At 69.5% G+C, this 14,479-nt stretch carries 15 protein-coding genes and 2 pseudogenes; 10 read left to right on the forward strand and 7 right to left on the reverse strand.

Going from position 1 to position 14,479, the window contains the following annotated elements:
• Positions 1 to 71: 71 nt before the first annotated feature.
• On the reverse strand, positions 72 to 872 hold the full coding sequence (locus RI138_RS18705; protein WP_311120858.1) for an SDR family oxidoreductase: 801 nt from the start codon (positions 870 to 872) through the stop codon (positions 72 to 74).
• Positions 873 to 1,096: 224 nt separating this feature from the next.
• On the opposite strand from RI138_RS18705, the gene RI138_RS18710 reads away from it, so the two are divergent.
• Positions 1,097 to 1,855 (forward strand): SDR family oxidoreductase, encoded by a 759-nt coding sequence (locus RI138_RS18710; RefSeq protein WP_311120859.1) that lies wholly within the window; start codon positions 1,097 to 1,099, stop codon positions 1,853 to 1,855.
• A 38-nt stretch (positions 1,856 to 1,893) separates the two neighbouring features.
• Positions 1,894 to 2,793: a LysR family transcriptional regulator gene (locus tag RI138_RS18715; protein ID WP_311120860.1), complete on the forward strand. Its 900-nt coding sequence runs from the start codon at positions 1,894 to 1,896 to the stop codon at positions 2,791 to 2,793.
• Positions 2,794 to 2,862: 69 nt separating this feature from the next.
• Here RI138_RS18715 and RI138_RS18720 read toward each other — a convergent pair whose 3' ends face one another.
• The gene (locus RI138_RS18720; protein WP_311120861.1) at positions 2,863 to 3,471 is read right to left on the reverse strand and encodes a TetR/AcrR family transcriptional regulator; all 609 of its coding nucleotides are present in this window, start codon (positions 3,469 to 3,471) and stop codon (positions 2,863 to 2,865) included.
• Positions 3,472 to 3,507: 36 nt separating this feature from the next.
• Between RI138_RS18720 and RI138_RS18725 the strand changes: the two genes are divergently transcribed.
• From RI138_RS18725 to RI138_RS18740, 4 genes and pseudogenes are all read left to right on the forward strand, one after another.
• Positions 3,508 to 4,338 (forward strand): alpha/beta fold hydrolase, encoded by an 831-nt coding sequence (locus RI138_RS18725; protein WP_311120862.1) that lies wholly within the window; start codon positions 3,508 to 3,510, stop codon positions 4,336 to 4,338.
• Between the two features lie 132 nt (positions 4,339 to 4,470).
• Positions 4,471 to 4,800 carry a nuclear transport factor 2-like protein gene (locus RI138_RS18730; protein WP_096632271.1) on the forward strand — a complete coding sequence of 110 codons (330 nt, stop codon included), beginning with the start codon at positions 4,471 to 4,473 and terminating at the stop codon, positions 4,798 to 4,800.
• A gap of 359 nt (positions 4,801 to 5,159) precedes the next feature.
• On the forward strand, positions 5,160 to 6,605 hold the full coding sequence (locus tag RI138_RS18735; RefSeq protein WP_311120863.1) for a hypothetical protein: 1,446 nt from the start codon (positions 5,160 to 5,162) through the stop codon (positions 6,603 to 6,605).
• A gap of 138 nt (positions 6,606 to 6,743) precedes the next feature.
• Positions 6,744 to 7,169 (forward strand): annotated as a pseudogene (locus RI138_RS18740) (DUF1062 domain-containing protein); the annotation flags it as partial.
• Between the two features lie 135 nt (positions 7,170 to 7,304).
• On the opposite strand, the gene RI138_RS18745 reads toward RI138_RS18740, so the two are convergent.
• Together RI138_RS18745 and RI138_RS18750 are read right to left on the reverse strand one after the other, a co-directional pair.
• Positions 7,305 to 7,850: a hypothetical protein gene (locus tag RI138_RS18745; RefSeq protein WP_311120864.1), complete on the reverse strand. Its 546-nt coding sequence runs from the start codon at positions 7,848 to 7,850 to the stop codon at positions 7,305 to 7,307.
• A gap of 94 nt (positions 7,851 to 7,944) precedes the next feature.
• Positions 7,945 to 8,133, reverse strand: a pseudogene (locus tag RI138_RS18750) (SAM-dependent methyltransferase); the annotation flags it as partial.
• A gap of 453 nt (positions 8,134 to 8,586) precedes the next feature.
• Here RI138_RS18750 and RI138_RS18755 point away from each other — a divergent pair.
• Positions 8,587 to 10,095, forward strand: a complete 1,509-nt coding sequence (locus tag RI138_RS18755; protein WP_311120865.1) for an FG-GAP-like repeat-containing protein — start codon at positions 8,587 to 8,589, stop codon at positions 10,093 to 10,095.
• 92 nt (positions 10,096 to 10,187) lie between these two features.
• The gene (locus RI138_RS18760; RefSeq protein ID WP_311120866.1) at positions 10,188 to 10,553 is read left to right on the forward strand and encodes a hypothetical protein; all 366 of its coding nucleotides are present in this window, start codon (positions 10,188 to 10,190) and stop codon (positions 10,551 to 10,553) included.
• A gap of 12 nt (positions 10,554 to 10,565) precedes the next feature.
• Here the strand turns inward: RI138_RS18760 and RI138_RS18765 are convergent, their stop codons facing one another.
• Together RI138_RS18765 and RI138_RS18770 are read right to left on the reverse strand one after the other, a co-directional pair.
• On the reverse strand, positions 10,566 to 10,805 hold the full coding sequence (locus tag RI138_RS18765; protein ID WP_311120867.1) for a DUF397 domain-containing protein: 240 nt from the start codon (positions 10,803 to 10,805) through the stop codon (positions 10,566 to 10,568).
• Complete coding sequence (locus RI138_RS18770; RefSeq protein ID WP_311120868.1) at positions 10,802 to 11,629, reverse strand: helix-turn-helix domain-containing protein; 828 nt, start codon at positions 11,627 to 11,629, stop codon at positions 10,802 to 10,804. The genes RI138_RS18765 and RI138_RS18770 overlap by 4 nt, the downstream gene beginning before the upstream one ends.
• An 82-nt stretch (positions 11,630 to 11,711) precedes the next feature.
• Between RI138_RS18770 and RI138_RS18775 the strand changes: the two genes are divergently transcribed.
• Complete coding sequence (locus tag RI138_RS18775) at positions 11,712 to 12,137, forward strand: hypothetical protein (RefSeq protein WP_311120869.1); 426 nt, start codon at positions 11,712 to 11,714, stop codon at positions 12,135 to 12,137.
• 701 nt (positions 12,138 to 12,838) lie between these two features.
• On the forward strand, positions 12,839 to 13,759 hold the full coding sequence (locus RI138_RS18780; RefSeq protein ID WP_311122934.1) for a CPBP family intramembrane glutamic endopeptidase: 921 nt from the start codon (positions 12,839 to 12,841) through the stop codon (positions 13,757 to 13,759).
• A 36-nt stretch (positions 13,760 to 13,795) separates the two neighbouring features.
• On the opposite strand, the gene RI138_RS18785 is transcribed toward RI138_RS18780, so the two are convergent.
• Positions 13,796 to 14,395: a TetR/AcrR family transcriptional regulator gene (locus tag RI138_RS18785; protein ID WP_311120870.1), complete on the reverse strand. Its 600-nt coding sequence runs from the start codon at positions 14,393 to 14,395 to the stop codon at positions 13,796 to 13,798.
• Between the last annotated feature and the right edge of the window lie 84 nt (positions 14,396 to 14,479).

Below are 14,479 nucleotides of genomic sequence, written 5' to 3' on the forward strand. Positions count from 1 at the left end.
CCCGGGGAGGTCCCACGAGAGGCCCCCGGGAGGCCCCCGGGAGGCCACGAGAGGCGTCCGGTCAGGCCCTTTCAGGAGGCCGTTCCGCCGTTGCTCTTCAGCAACTGGCCGTTGACCCACTGGCCTTCGGGTGAGCAGAGGAAGGACACCAGGTGTGCGGTGTCGCGCGGGGTGCCGATGCGGCCGAGCGGGGTGCCCCGGATCAGGGATTCCCGCAGCTCGTCGTTCATCCAACCAGTGTCCACGGGGCCGGGGTTGACGACGTTCGCCGTCACCCCGAGGTGGGCCAGCTCGTGCGCGGCGGCCAGTGTGATGCGGTCCAGGGCGCCCTTGCTCGCGCCGTAGGGCAGGTTGCCCACCGTGTGGTCGCTCGTGAGCGCGACGATCCGGCCCGACACCGCTTCGGGCGCGCCGCGGAAGCGCAGGCCGTACTCCCGCACGAGCAGCCAACTGGCCCGGGTGTTCACGGCGAAGTGCCGGTCGAACGCCTCCACCGTGGTGTCCAGCAGTCCCGAGTCCACCGACTCCGCGTGCGACAGGACGAGCGCGGTCACCGGCCCGCCGAGCTGCTGCTCCGCCTCGTCGAAGATCCGGGCCGGGGCGTCGGGGTCGGACAGGTCCGCCTCGATCGTCGCCGTCCGGGCCCCGGCCTCCTCCAGCTCCTTGGCGATGGACGCGCCGGCCCCGTCCTCGGCGCCCCAGGCCATGCGCCGGTCGTAGGGCGTCCAGTAGGTGAAGGCGACGTCCCAGCCGGTGGCGGCGAGCTGACGGGCGATGCCCGCGCCGATTCCGATGCTGCGTCCGACACCGGTGATCAGGGCGATGGGGCGGGCCGTTTCCGGGGCCGCCGACGGCTGTCCGTTGATCGTCACAGGGTGATCCTTCGTGACCCGTACGCGTACGTCAATGGCCTTTCCGGACACCGGGCCGAGGCCTCCGCACCCCCTGTGAGCTGCGACGACTCATCTTCCTGGTGGCTCGACACGATCTTTGTGTTTCCCCTGGGCGGACGTGCGCTCCTAGCGTGGACAGCGGAAAGTGTGATGAACGCCGCATATCGGAATGTGGCCGGAGAAGCGGAGAGAAGGACCCCATCATGAGTGAGCAGAAGTTGCTGAACGGCAGGACCGCCGTGGTCGCCGGAGGCGCGAAGAACCTGGGTGGTCTGATCAGCCGAACGCTCGGCGAGGCCGGTGCGAACGTGGTCGTCCACTACCACAGCGAGAACACCGCCACCGATGCCGAGAAGACCGCGGAGGCCGTACGGGGCACGGGCGCCCAGGCCGTCGTCGTACGTGAGGACCTGACCCGCGTCGAGGGGGTGCGCAGCCTCTTCGACCAGGCGCTGGACGCCTTCGGTGGGGTGGACGTCGCCGTGAACACCACTGGCATGGTGCTCCGCAAGCCGATCGGCGAGACGTCCGAGGAGGAGTACGACCGGATGTTCGCGATCAACTCCAAGGCGGCGTACTTCTTCCTCCAGGAGGCGGGTGCGCGACTGAACGACGGTGGTCGGATCGTCAGCCTGGTGACGTCGCTGCTCGCCGCGTTCACGGACGGGTACGCCACGTACGCGGGCGCGAAGGCCCCGCTGGAGCACTTCACCCGGGCGGCGGCCAAGGAGTTCGCGCCGCGCGGTATCGCGGTGAACAATGTGGCCCCGGGGCCGATGGACACCCCGTTCTTCTACCCGCAGGAGACGCCGGAGCGCGTGGAGTTCCACAAGTCCCAGGCGATGGGCGGGCGGCTGACGGAGATCGAGGACATCGCGCCGCTGGTGAAGTTCCTGGTCACCGAGGGCGGCTGGATCACCGGCCAGACGATCTTCGCCAACGGCGGCTACACGGTCCGCTGACCGCCCTGCACGGATACCGAGGGCCTGGGGAGGACCGCGTGAGTCTGGACCTGCGGAAGCTGGAGCATCTCGTCGCCGTCGCCGAGGAGGGCGGGTTCACCCGGGCGGCCGAACGGCTGCACCTCAGCCAGCAGGCGCTGAGCACCTCCATCCGCACTCTGGAACGGTACGTCGGCGTCCAGCTTCTGGACCGGGGCCACCAGCACGTCTCCCCGACCCCGGCCGGGCAGGCCCTCATCGACGACGCCCGCGCCCTCAGCGCCCAGGCGCTCGCCGCCCTGGACCGCGCCCGCCGCATCGGGCGCGGCGAGGCGGGGCATCTGCGCATCGGTCACACCCCGGCGGTCACCGCCGAGGAGGTGGTGGAGCTGCTGACCCGGGCCGGTACGGAGGAGCAGGGCGTACGGGCCCACGTGCGCCAGCTCTTTCCCGACGAACTGCGCGAGCAGCTCCTGACGGGCGCGTGCGACCTGGGCCTGACCCGTTCCATGCCGGCGGACACCGGCCTGACCCGGGCCCGGATCGCCGAACACCGCCTCAGGGTCGCCGTCCCCGCCGGTCACCCCCTCGCCGCCCGGACCGCGGTGGCCCTGGCCGACCTGGGCGGGGAACCGCTCACGGTGTGGGGCGAGCCGGGCTCGTCCGCGTACACGGATCTCCTGATCGGCCTGTGCCGCCAGGCGGGCGTCGAACCGGACACCCGCCGCAACCCGGTCCAGGGCACCCCGCCCATCACGGCGGTCACCGCGACGGGCCGCCTCGCCTTCGTCACGTCGCCCCCGGGCCCGACGGCGGGCGGCGCGGCCCACGTCATCGACCTGGACCCGCCGGTGCACGTACCGGTCCACGCGCTGTGGCCCGCGCACACGACGTGCCCGGGGAGGGACGTGTTCCTGAGCCGGACCGGGGAGGGTTCAGTGAGCTGGGAGGGTGGGTGACTGGGCGCGTGACTACGTATGTATCCACGTCCGCAACTACGTCCGTGGTTACGTTCATGACCAGGTTCGTTATGTGAGGCGCCCGCAGATCAGCTCGTGGGCCAGCCGGGCCGTGGCGAGCAGGTCCTCGCGCCCCGCGCCGAGATTGGCGCGCGCCGACAGCCCGTGCCAGACGGACTGGATGAGCCCGGTGAGCGCTCCCGCGTCGGTGTCGTCGCTCAACTCACCTCCCTTCACCGCACGCTCGATACGTACGAGGAGGGCCTGCTCGTTGGCGTTCTGGAGTTCGGCGAAGTAGGCGCTGGTGTCGAGGGTGCTGGTGCTGTCGGCCATGGCGGCGCTGCTGAGCAGACAGCCGGGGTGTTCGTCGGCGGGCCGGGTGAATTCGTGTACGGAGTCGATGAGGATGCGCTCGACAACGGTCCCGAAGTCCGGTTCGGCGACGGCGTGTTGGTGGATCTCGCGGTACCGCTCGGCGTAGGTGCGTACCGCTTCTTCGAACAGCTCGGCCTTGGACCCGAAGGTGCCGTAGAGGCTGGAGGTGGAGAGGTCGAGGGCGGTGGTGAGGTCGCGGGTGGACGTCCCCGAGTAACCGCGCCGCCAGAAGAGGCGGGCGGCTTCGAGGAGGGCCCGGTCCCGGTCGAAGGAGCGCGGACGTCCGCGGGCTGGCTGGGGCACCCTTGCATTATAGAGCGGACGCTCCATAATCGAATTATGGAGCGAACGATCCAGAAGAGGTTGTCGGTAGGCGGAGGCGGCGGTGAGGGAGGAGGTGACGGAGCGAGCTGGGTCACGGTCGACGTGTACGGGGACCCGGACGCGCCCGGTCTCGTCATAGTCCCGGGAGCGATGGCCGACGCACGGGCGTGGCGGGATGTCGCGACGGCGATCGAGGCCTGGGACTCGGTGGCGGTGGTCAACCGCCGGGGCCGGGCGCCCTCGGGCCCGCTGACGGATGCGTACTCCCTGCGGACGGAGGTGGCGGACCTGGGCGTGGTGCTCGACGAGTTCAGCGGTACGGAGGCGCTCTTCGGCTGGAGCTACGGCGGTCTGATCGCTCTGCTGGCCGCCGACGAACGGCCACTGCGCCAGGTCGTCGCCTACGAGCCGGTGATACGCCCGTTCGGCCTCGACGTACTCCCGGACCTGAAGGCGGCGGAGGCGGCGGAGGACTGGGACGCGGTGGTCGGGATCGTGCACCGCAGGATCGCGGGCGTCGACGCGGCGGTCGTCGAGAGCCTGCGCGCCGACCGCGAGACGTGGGACGCCCTGTGCCGCCTGGCCAGGCCGGCGTACGCGGAGCTCGCCGCGCTGTACGGGCCGCCGCTCCCCGATGAGCCGGCCCGGCGGGCGGACCGGGTCGACCTGATCGTCGGCGGGAGCAACCAGGGAAGGGCCCCCTACGGAACGTCGTTCGACGACGTCGCGAGGCGTGTCCCCCGAGCCGGGGTCCACGTACTGCCCGGCCAGGGCCACATGGCGCACCTTGAGGGGCCGGGGGAGCTGGGCCGTCTGATCAGCGCCTTGGCGGCGGCCGACCGCTGAGCGACCTCACCGCGCGAGACGCACGCGAGGTCCGGCCCCGTCGCCCGACGTGCGGTGACGGGGCCGCCGACAGAGACTCGGTAGGGATCTCCGGGACGCGCGATCCCGGACGCGCAGAGAAGGAGGAACATCATGACCACATCGATCAGCGACCCGGTGGTGGAGAAGTTCGTCGCCGCCGTGAACGCGGGCGACAAGGAGGCTTTCTTCTCGGGGGTGCTCACCGAGGACGCCACGATGTCCGACGACGGGAGCGAACGGGACCTGGCGGCCTGGACGGAGAAGGAGATCTTCTCGCCGAAGGCGAACGGCCGCATGAAGATCGTGGACGCCTCCGGCGACGGCCGCACCCTCGTCGTCGACTACACGAATGACACCTGGGGCACGATGCGGACGCGCTGGGTCTTCACGGTCACCGGCGACCGCATCAGCCGCTTCGAGACGGGCCAGGCGCCGGCCTGACCGGCCTGCTGTTCAACGCCGCGGCGTCGCGTCCGGTGCCCGCGCCCACGTCCAGAATGCAAGGCCTTCGCGCGCTCCGTCGCGTGCCCTGACAAGAGGGTCACCCTGGAGGTGGGCGGCAAGGGCGCGAACATCGTGTTCGACGACGCCCCCTCCAGCAGGATCGTGCGCCTACTCGGGCCGCCAACTTCCCCCGCCTCACAATGAGATGACGAGGCAGAGAGCGCCGTGTGCAAGCTGTTGAAGATGCTGTACCGTCTGATTTCCGCTTGATCATTTGCGTACGTACCGTCCACCGGGGGGGGAGAGACGGCCGAGCTGCCTCATCGCCCTGTGAACTGAAAGGGCTGAGGATGAGGATGGGCAAGACGGCCATGCTGGTGACAGGCGCACTGATCGGCGCACTGTCGGCGTGCTCGTCCGGCAGTGACGGCGCCGATGCTGCACGAGGAGGCGGAGCCGCCGGCGGGGGAACCGACAGCACGGCCGGTGTCGCCCTCACCAGCAAGATCACGGCTCCTGACGCCTTCGACAGCGGCAAGGGTTGGGAGGTCAAGGCCGACTGGCTGCCTCAGGGGCAGCCCTTCCCCTTCGCGGTTTCGGCGAAGAGCGGCACGGTCGCCTATCTGGACAAGACGAAACAGGGCTACGTACTGAGCGTCCGCGAGGCCGCGTCCGGCAAGCTGCTGTCGACTGGCAAGCCCTGGCAGGCCCCGAAGCTCACCGAGGAGCAGAGTGCGGACGACACCTCGGCACTGGCAGTCCCCCGTATCTCCCTGATCACGGGAGGCGAACGCGAGTTCTTCGCCGTGTGGGCACACGGCGAGAAGCGAAAGGACGAACTCCACGACTTCCAGCAGGCCATTTCCGTGGCCTTCTACCCGGCCGACGCATCCGGTAAGGGCCTCGCGCCCGCCGGCTCCGGGGACGTCCAAGCGCCGGATGGCGAGTTTGACAACCAGGTCAGCGTGTTTCCCGGTGCGGGGGGTCTACTTGTCAGGTCCTACTTCGACAACTTCCTGATCTCACCCGACGGGAAGGTCACCGACAACGGCGACGCCAAGGTCCGGATCGGCGGGCAGTCAGTGGACGGCGACTACGACATGGCGTTCCCCGGCCGGGACGGGCTGGTGACCAACAACAAGCACGAAGGGACCGGAGAAGGCGGATTCGGCGTCGACGGCGGCTGGGACAGCGCGAAGGCGATTCCGCCAGGCGCCGAGGCGGTCGTCGAATTCGACCCGGTCGTGAACTCCGTGGAGCAGGTTCCCAACGGCCATATCGTCGGTGCCGCCGGTGACCTCCTGATCGCAGGGTGGGGCAAGGGGAGGAAGGAGAGCTCAGCTGTCACGGTGAGTGAGGACATCTCCGCCGTACACGACATGGCGACCGGCAAGGTCCGAGCCACTGCCCCGTGCAAAACCGCAAGCACCTCCTACGCCGTCGGCATTCCCAAGGTGACGTACCGGGAAGACGTTCCGCCGGCGGTCTCCCCCAACGGGCGCTATCTGGTCAAGGGCGGCAACCTCTTCGACCTGCGGACGGGCAAGGGCACGTGCGCCGACAAGGGTGAGGACGCCAAGGAGATCATCCTCTCCTCCGTCGGCGACGACGGCACCGCATACGGCACCGCCGGGGAAGACGCCCCGCGGATCCCGGTCTCCGTCTCAGCAGCCACCGGCGCCGCCAAGCCCCTGCCGGAGACGGCCACGACGCCGACCGCCATGGCCAAGGGTGCGGGCGTGTTCATCACGCACACCGGGCAGGACACGATGCGCATGATCGTCCTCGGCCTGCGGCGCTGACCCTCACCGTGCGGCGCCCGCTCCCGCTCGGCGGGGTGGGGCGGGGCGCCGCGGGCGCACCATCCGCGGCATGCGATGCGAAAGACCGCACTCGCCGTGAGGGCCTGAGGGTCACTCAGTGAAGCCGAAAACCGGTGAATCGCTGCCTGGCTCCTCGTGCTCTGTACCGCCTGCGGGGACACGGCGAAGCTCACGGTCCTGGAGCGGGTGAACGTACGCTCCGTACGGCCCGAACTGCTGGACCGGCTGCACGCCAATGACCCGGGACTGACTGCGGAGTTGCTTCAGGACCCGGCTCTGCGGCGCCGTAACCGCATCGCCCTCGACTGGGCGGGCGCCTGGTGCCTGGACACCGGCGGTTCGGACCACCTGGACCGCGAGGTGATCGATGTCTCGGTCCGCTTCGCGGCGCGGATTCCCGTCCGGCCGGTGCGACTGATCGCTGACGGCTGCGGTCTCTCGCGGGCCGAGGTCGAGCGCCTGATCACGGAGGGGAAGCTCGTTTCGGCAGTCCGGCTGACCGGCAAGGTCTCCGACGCTTTCACCTTCACGCTCAAGCGCTGAGTGCTGCCCGGGGACCTGGTATCGGGCCAGATCCCCGGGGGCAGGCCCCCTGGGATCTGGCGGGGCCTGCCGACCGTGTTGCCTGCCGGGCTGGGTCCGCCTCCCCCGTTGCGCACGAATGAATGACCGACGGGATCAGGCCCGGCGGCGTCGGTAGTACGCGTAGGTGAGAGCCAGAAGCAGTGGGCCCCACAGGTTCATCAGCCCGCTCATCGTCATCGCGAGGACGTCCCAGCCCTCGTCGTACGGCCAGGCCGCCCTGCCGACGGTGGCGGCCTCGTACAGCCAGTGGACGCCGAGCGCGGTGATGAGGAGACCGCCCAAGGCGGCGGGGACGATCGCGGCGGCGGGCGGGACGCGTCGGCCGCCCAGCCTCGGCACCCAGTGCGGAACGACCTCACCCCAGCGGCGTACCAACCCGAAGCTGAGCAGCGCGAGGATCTCGGTGAGGACCGTCAGCCCGATGACGTAGGGCGCGTTGAACCAGGCAGGGGACATGGGCTCCCCGCCCATGCCGTACCCGAAGCCGATCGGCAGTCGCCAGATGCCGACCGGCAGCACGACCAGCGGGATGGCGTGCGCGACGCGCTCCGCCCAGGTCGGCACGCTGCGCTGTGTGAGGTCCTTCCCCGCCGAGTGCACTCCGAAGTCCGTAGGGGAGGACTGCCTTGTCGTCGTCATGTCTTCAGCCTGGCGGGATGGGGGACGACGCGGATCCTCTCGAAGGTCCGACCTTGTTAAGCCCTGCGGGGGACCAGGGTCAGCCTTCGGGCTGACCGGCCCGAGTCAGCAGGCGTTCCCGCACCGCCGGGCGGTAGCTGTAGCGGTAGGTGAACATCGCCTTGCCCGTGAACCCGCCCTTGTACATGCCCTGCGGGCCGTACGCGCCAGGGATGGCCGGAGGCTGGGAGAAGACGAAGGCGCCGCCGGGGGCAAGGCGTTGGCGTACGAGGGGGGGAAAGCGCGTCGCTGTGTTCCCGGTTGCGTGCCGGTTTGGATGAGGTGCGAACCGTAGCCGCGAGATCCCACGGCCGACCCCATGAGCCTATGCGGCCTTTTCGCTGAAGGCACCTGACGGGAATCTGACCGGAATCTGACGAGAACTTGGCGGGAAAGTCGGCACGGGCGTGGCTGGATGTGGATCCAAACTCTGCTCAAAATTACTGCAACCCTCACGGTCGTGACAGAACTCACGTCCGTTAAAGGGGGTTCAGGGTGGATCATCCGCATGTTTCGCGTGGTGCAATCTCGATGTCGCTGTTTTCATTCGGTGACCGCAACGCCGGACCAGGGGGTGGCTATCTCTCGGCGGACTCACGTCGACGCGTCGATTCGCATCAGGTGTAGGTGCAGGTACGCAGGGCGATTCCGCCCCCAACTCCGTCATCCTCGACCTACAGCAAGGACGATCGCCACAGTGTCCCGTAGACGCACCCGCCTCGCCATACTCGGAACGGTCCTGGCCGCCACCGCCGGCTCTGCCGCCGTGACCGGCGCGCCCGCGACAGCCGCCACCGGCTCCGCTGCCGATGCCGCCACCCAGGCTTCCGTCGCGCGCCTCCACATCGGTGAAGGCGATTCCACCCGTTCCTGTACCGGAGCCCTGGTCGACCGCCAGTGGGTGCTGACCGCGGCCGCCTGCTTCGCCACAGACCTCAGCAACCCCACCCAGATCGCCGCGGGCAAGCCTGCCCTGAAGACCACGGCGACCATAGGCCGCAGTTCTCTGACCGGGACCGGCGGACACGTCGCCGAAGTCGTCGAGCTCGTCCCGTCCACCGGCCGTGACCTGGTCATGGCTCGGATCGCCACGCCCACCTCCGGCATCACGCCCTTCACCGTAGGTGCCTCTTCCGCTGATGAGGGCGACACCTTGCAGGCGGTCGGCTTCGGCCGTACCAAGACGGAATGGGTGCCGGACGCGGCCCACACGGCATCGATGAAGGTCGGCTCGGTCTCCGGCACCGAGCTCACCGTGAGCGGTGCCACCGCCAACGACGCCCTGTGCAAGGGCGACACCGGGGCCCCGATGCTCCGCGACACCGAGGGAGGCGTCGAGCTCGTCGGCGTCGCCACCCGTTCCTGGCAGGGCGGCTGCCTGGGCGTGACCGAGACCCGTACCGGCGCCGTCGCCACGCGCACCGACGATGTGGCCGACTGGATCGCGACCACCGTGAAGCGGTCGTGGGCGCTGCGGATGACGGTCACCGACTTCAACGGCGACGGCAAGGGCGACCTGCTCGCCGTCGACGCGGCCGACGAGTTCCTCTACCTCCACCCCAGCGACGGCAAGGGCGGGTTCGGCACCCGCGTCAAGGTCAGCCCGGGCCGGTGGAGCGGAATGCGTCTGCTGAGCACCACCGACTTCACCGGTGACGGCAAGCCCGACATCCTCGGCACCCACGACAACGGCAGCCTCTACCTCTACCCGGGCAACGGCCAGGGTGGTGTCACCGGTTCCTCGATCGTCGGCACCGGGTGGGGCAACATGCGCCTGCTCGCCGCCGGTGACTTCAACGGCGACAAGAAGGGCGACCTGATGGCCGTCCACACCAATGGCACCCTCTACTTCTACGCGGGTAAGGGCAAGGGCTTCGCCCCCGGTGTCCAGGCCGGTACCGGATGGGACGGCATGCGCATGGTGGTCGGCGGTGAATTCACCGGCGACGGCAGGATCGACCTCTACGGCGTCCACGAGAACGGCAGCCTGAACCTCTACGCCGGCAAGGGCAACGGCACCTTCCACGGCGGTGTCAAGACCGGCTCCGGCTGGCAGAACATTCGCCTTGTCGACTCCGCCGACTTCAACGCCGACAAGAAGCACGACCTCGTCGCCCTGCACGTGAACGGCAACATCCTCGCCTACCCGGGCAAGGGCAACGGCAGCTTCGGCACCCCCTTCGTCTCCCCGCCCCCGGCCAACTAGACGTAGACGAGCCTGCTCCGTACCGAAATCACCTCCGCCACCAGCCTCGAACGGCTGGTGGCGGAGGCGTCCCGGCTGAGCCCGGAGGTCCCATGAAGAACGCGCGGCGTCGGAAGTCCTTCGTTCCGGTCGTTCCGGTGGCGGTGAACCTGCTGCTCGGGGTTCCGGCCATCGTGCCGACCTTCCTGACTTGGTACTTCCTGTCCAACGGGCCCCTGGCCGAGCTGGGATGGACCCAACGGGACCCGAACGAGGACGACGGGATGCTGTTGTGGCTGGTCATCGTCGTGCCGGTGGTGGCCTGCTTCGGCGGGATCTGGACCCTGATCAACCTGTGGATACGGCGCAGGCTGTTCACCGATGCGCAGCCGTACCCGCGTCCGTGCCCTTACCCGTACTGGCCGGTGTCGGCGGGGCTGACCCTTGCCCCGTTCCTCCTGGGTGCCGGATTCGGCTGAGCGACCGGGGCTTCAGGAGGCGGCGAACTCCACGAACGACGTCCAAGAGGTGGGGGAGACGGCGAGTGCGGGGGCGGTGAGGTCCTTGGAGTCGCGGATGTGGACGGTGTGGGGGCAGGCGGCCACCTCGACGCAGTCGCCGCCCTCGCTGCCGCTGTAGGTGGACTTGGACCAGGCGAGCGCGACCTCGACGCAGTTGCCGCCCTCGCTGCCGCTGTAGCTGGACTTGAACCAGTGGAGACCGGTGCTCATAGTTCCTCTGCCATCTTCTCGATTGTTTCCAGCGTCCTCTCCGGAGTGTATGCCTGGGCCCGCGTGACGCCATACTTCCCGAACAGGTTGCCCAGCTGCGGATGTTCGGTGACGAAGAAGCTGCCGCCTTGCCCCTCGATATAAGCGAGCTGCTGGCGCTTGTCGGTCTCCAGCAGCACGAAGGGTCCGTCCAGCGCCGCGTGATCCTCGCGGTACGGGTCCATCAACTGGATGCGTACGTGCCGGAGCCGCGCCACCTCGGCGAGGTGGTGTAGCTGGGCCTTCATCACCCGGCGGCCGCCGATCGGCCGGGTCAGCACGACCATCTCCAGGACGAAGCTGATGTCGGGCAGCGGCCTGCGGGACAGCAGTTTCTGCCGTTCAAGTCGTGCGGCGACCTTTGCCTCGATCTCGTCGTCGTCATAGTTCGGGTACCGGCTCGTGAAGACCGCCCGTGCGTACGACTCCGTCTGGAGCAGGCCGGGCATGACGTGGTTCTCGTAGGTGTGCAGGGCCCACGCCTTCTCCTCCTCTTCCACGAACGGCGTGAACCAGTCCGGCAGCGGACTGCGCTGCTTCGTCTGCTTCGGCGGCTTCGGTGCGGCGACGATCAGTGCACCTTGTGCACCCAGCACCTCGTCCGCCCGCTGCACGAAGACGCCCTTCGGTGGTCGCGCGCCCCGTTCCACCATCGCCACTTGGGACTTGGAGTATCCGATGCGCTTGCCCAACTGCTCCTGGGACAGTCCGGCCCGCTCGCGGAAGTGTCTGAGCAGCAGGCCGAACATCTCGGCGGCGGTTTCGGCCTGATCACTGGAGTGCACGGGTTCACCTCGGCTGTACACCACTGTTCACAACCTGCTTGTGACCCTGGTCACGGTACGTGTGCGCCGCAACGCTTAGCGCATGGAACTCCGAAATTCACTGGATCCGGTTCCCTCCTGGATTCCCGCCTCCGGCCACGCCCTCCGGCACGTGGGCATCCACTTCGACGCCGTACGGGCCATCGGTATGCTCGGTGAGGAAATCGCTTACGAGGTCATGCAGTTCACCGACTTCCAGGCCGGGCCCATCGTCCGTTCCGGCATTGGCGAGCGCAGCATGTACTTCCTGCTGGCGCCCGGTACCGCCGCCGCGTTCCGGTGGCCTCCCGGGGTGGAGGCGATGAGCAGGAGTGCGCGCGGGGACGCGTTTGTGGGGGTGCCCGCGCTGGACGGGGCTACCTGGCCGCTGGACTGGCGGTCGCGGCCGACGGCCCACGAGCCGTTCGTGGAAGGCGGGTTGCTGCACGAGGTGGCGTGGCTGCGGGCGGGGTGTGCCGTGAAGGAGTGATCCGGCGTGGCCTGGTCCCCGGCTGCGGTGCCGTGGTCGCGACATCACGCTCTGTGCGCGTACGTACGTGTTACGTGTGTGGGGCGGCCCCCGGCGAGGATCACGTGTTCCGGCCCGCCGTCCCGTGGGCCACCACCTGCGGGCCCTGCCATCGGGCGGAGCGGCGCGCCTACTGGGCCGAGGCGCACGCCCACGCCGAGACCGCACCCGAGCCTCATCGTGGCGCGAGCGCTTCGCCGCCGTCGGTGGGGGCGTCGACGGGGGCGGGGCGCAGGACTGCGGTGGGCGGGCCGCCGCCAGGTAGCGGCATGAGTGGGGGGAGGGAACGGCATGGCGGGTTCCCTCCGCTGCACGGTCACGGCCGGCTCCTGGCCGCACTGTCGCCGTAGCCGTGAGCTGGTTCACTCTGCCCCGAATCGCTTTGACCCGAGTGCTGGGCGCTCGCAGGATCGGCGATGATCTGTATTGCCTGTTCTTGACCGGAGCAGGCGCGGGAAGCATGCAAGGGGGAACACGTGGACGAGCAACACACTGCGGGAGCGGGCGAGCCGACTCGTACGGCCGAGCAGGGCCCTACGGCCTGGGCGGCCCCTGCGACCGGGCCAGTCCCTACGGCCTGGGCGGCGCCCGTGAACGAGTCGCCGGCGCCCGTCCCCGCCCCCGCCTGGCAGGGATGGGACCGGCCCCCCGAGTGGGCCCGCATCCCGTCCGGGCCTGCCCCGGCGCCCTCCGGGTCCCGCTATGACGAGCAGGGGCGCAATGGGCGGGGCGGCGGCAGGCTCGCGTGGGTGGGGGAGCTGGTCGTTGTCCTGGGGATGCTCATCGGCGGGCTGTTGACCGTTTTCGGTGTCGCTTCCATCGTCGCGGCGGTGTTCGATCTGGCGCCCGCCTCGGCGGACAGTGAAGTGGTCTTCACCGATCCGGTCGCCGAGCTCGCCATGTCGCTCGTCAGCCTGGCGATCGGTATACCCGTGGTCCTGTTCGGCGCTCGCCAGGTGGGTAAGCGTCCTGCCGGGACGGTGTCCTCCGTCGTCGGGCGGCTTCGCTGGGGGTGGCTCGGGCGCTGTGCTGTCGTGGGCGTCCCGCTGATGGTCCTGCAGTTGGGGCTGATGATCGCGTGGACCTGGGACGACGAGCCGGTCGGGGACGTGGGCGGGGGCTTCCCGGGCTGGTCCGCCTTCGCCGTGAGCCTTGCCGTCGTGCTGGCGCTCGTCCCGTTCCAGGCCGCCGCCGAGGAGTACGTCTTCCGGGGCTGGCTGGTCCAGGTGATCGGGCGGGCCGTCCGGTCGCCCTGGCCCGCCGTCGTACTCGCGTCGCTCCTGTTCGCTCTGGCTCACGGGTTCGGCGAACTCTCCGGGTTCGTCCTGCTGTTCTACTCGGCGCTGTGGTGGGGATGGCTGGTCATCCGTACCGGCGGCCTCGAAGCGGTGATCGTCATGCACGTCGCCAACAACGTGATCGCGTTCGGGCTCGCGGCGGGCTTCGGCGCGCTCGACGACACCAGCACCGCGGCCGACGCCCCTTGGCAGGCCATGGTCGTCGAGCTCGTCTTCGCCCCGCTGTACTGCCTGGTCATCGCGCGGATCGCGGACCGGCGCGGGATCGCGCGGGTGAGTCCCTGAAGCCCCGGCCAAGGCAGTGCGCCAGGCGCGGGTCCGTCAGAACCGTACGGTCAACTGGGCCTGTACGTGGGCCCGCAGGACGCCCGCCATGTCCGTCGCGCAGTCGCTGATCAGCCACTGGATCTGGAGGCCGTCCATCAGGGCGATCAGCTGCTGGGCGGCGGCCGCCGGGTCGACGTCGTCGCGCAGCTCGCCCGCCTCCCGGGCCTGGAGGTAAGCCAGTTCGGTGTTGGCGACCGAGGAGCGGTAGCGGTCCTCGAAGTACGCGCGCGCCGGGTGGTCGGGTGAGGTGGCCTCCGCCGCGACGACCGAGAACAGCTCGACGATGCCGCGCCGCTCGGCGTTCAGCTCGGCCAGGTCCGTCAGTCGGCGCAGATGGTCGACGCCCCGGGTGGCGCCCAGGGCCAGCCACTCGTCGTCCACGTCGTCGCGGCGCTGGAGCACCGCGAGGAGGAGGGCATCCTTCGTCGGGAAGTGGTGCAGGAGGCCCGGGTGGGAGATGCCGCAGCGGGTGGCGATGACGCGCAGGGACGAGCCCCGGTAGCCCGCCTCGCCGAACAGGGCCATCGCCTGGTCGAGGATCTCGATCCGCTTGGCCCGGCCCTTGGCGTAGCCGCCCCGCGTTCCCGAGGTCACGTGCCTTCACCCGCTGTCATCGGACGCCCTTCTCGTTCCGCCCCAGACTCTCACAGGGGTGATTACGCACCACTCCAATACTTA

Source organism: Streptomyces durocortorensis (assembly GCF_031760065.1).
GTDB lineage: Bacteria > Actinomycetota > Actinomycetes > Streptomycetales > Streptomycetaceae > Streptomyces.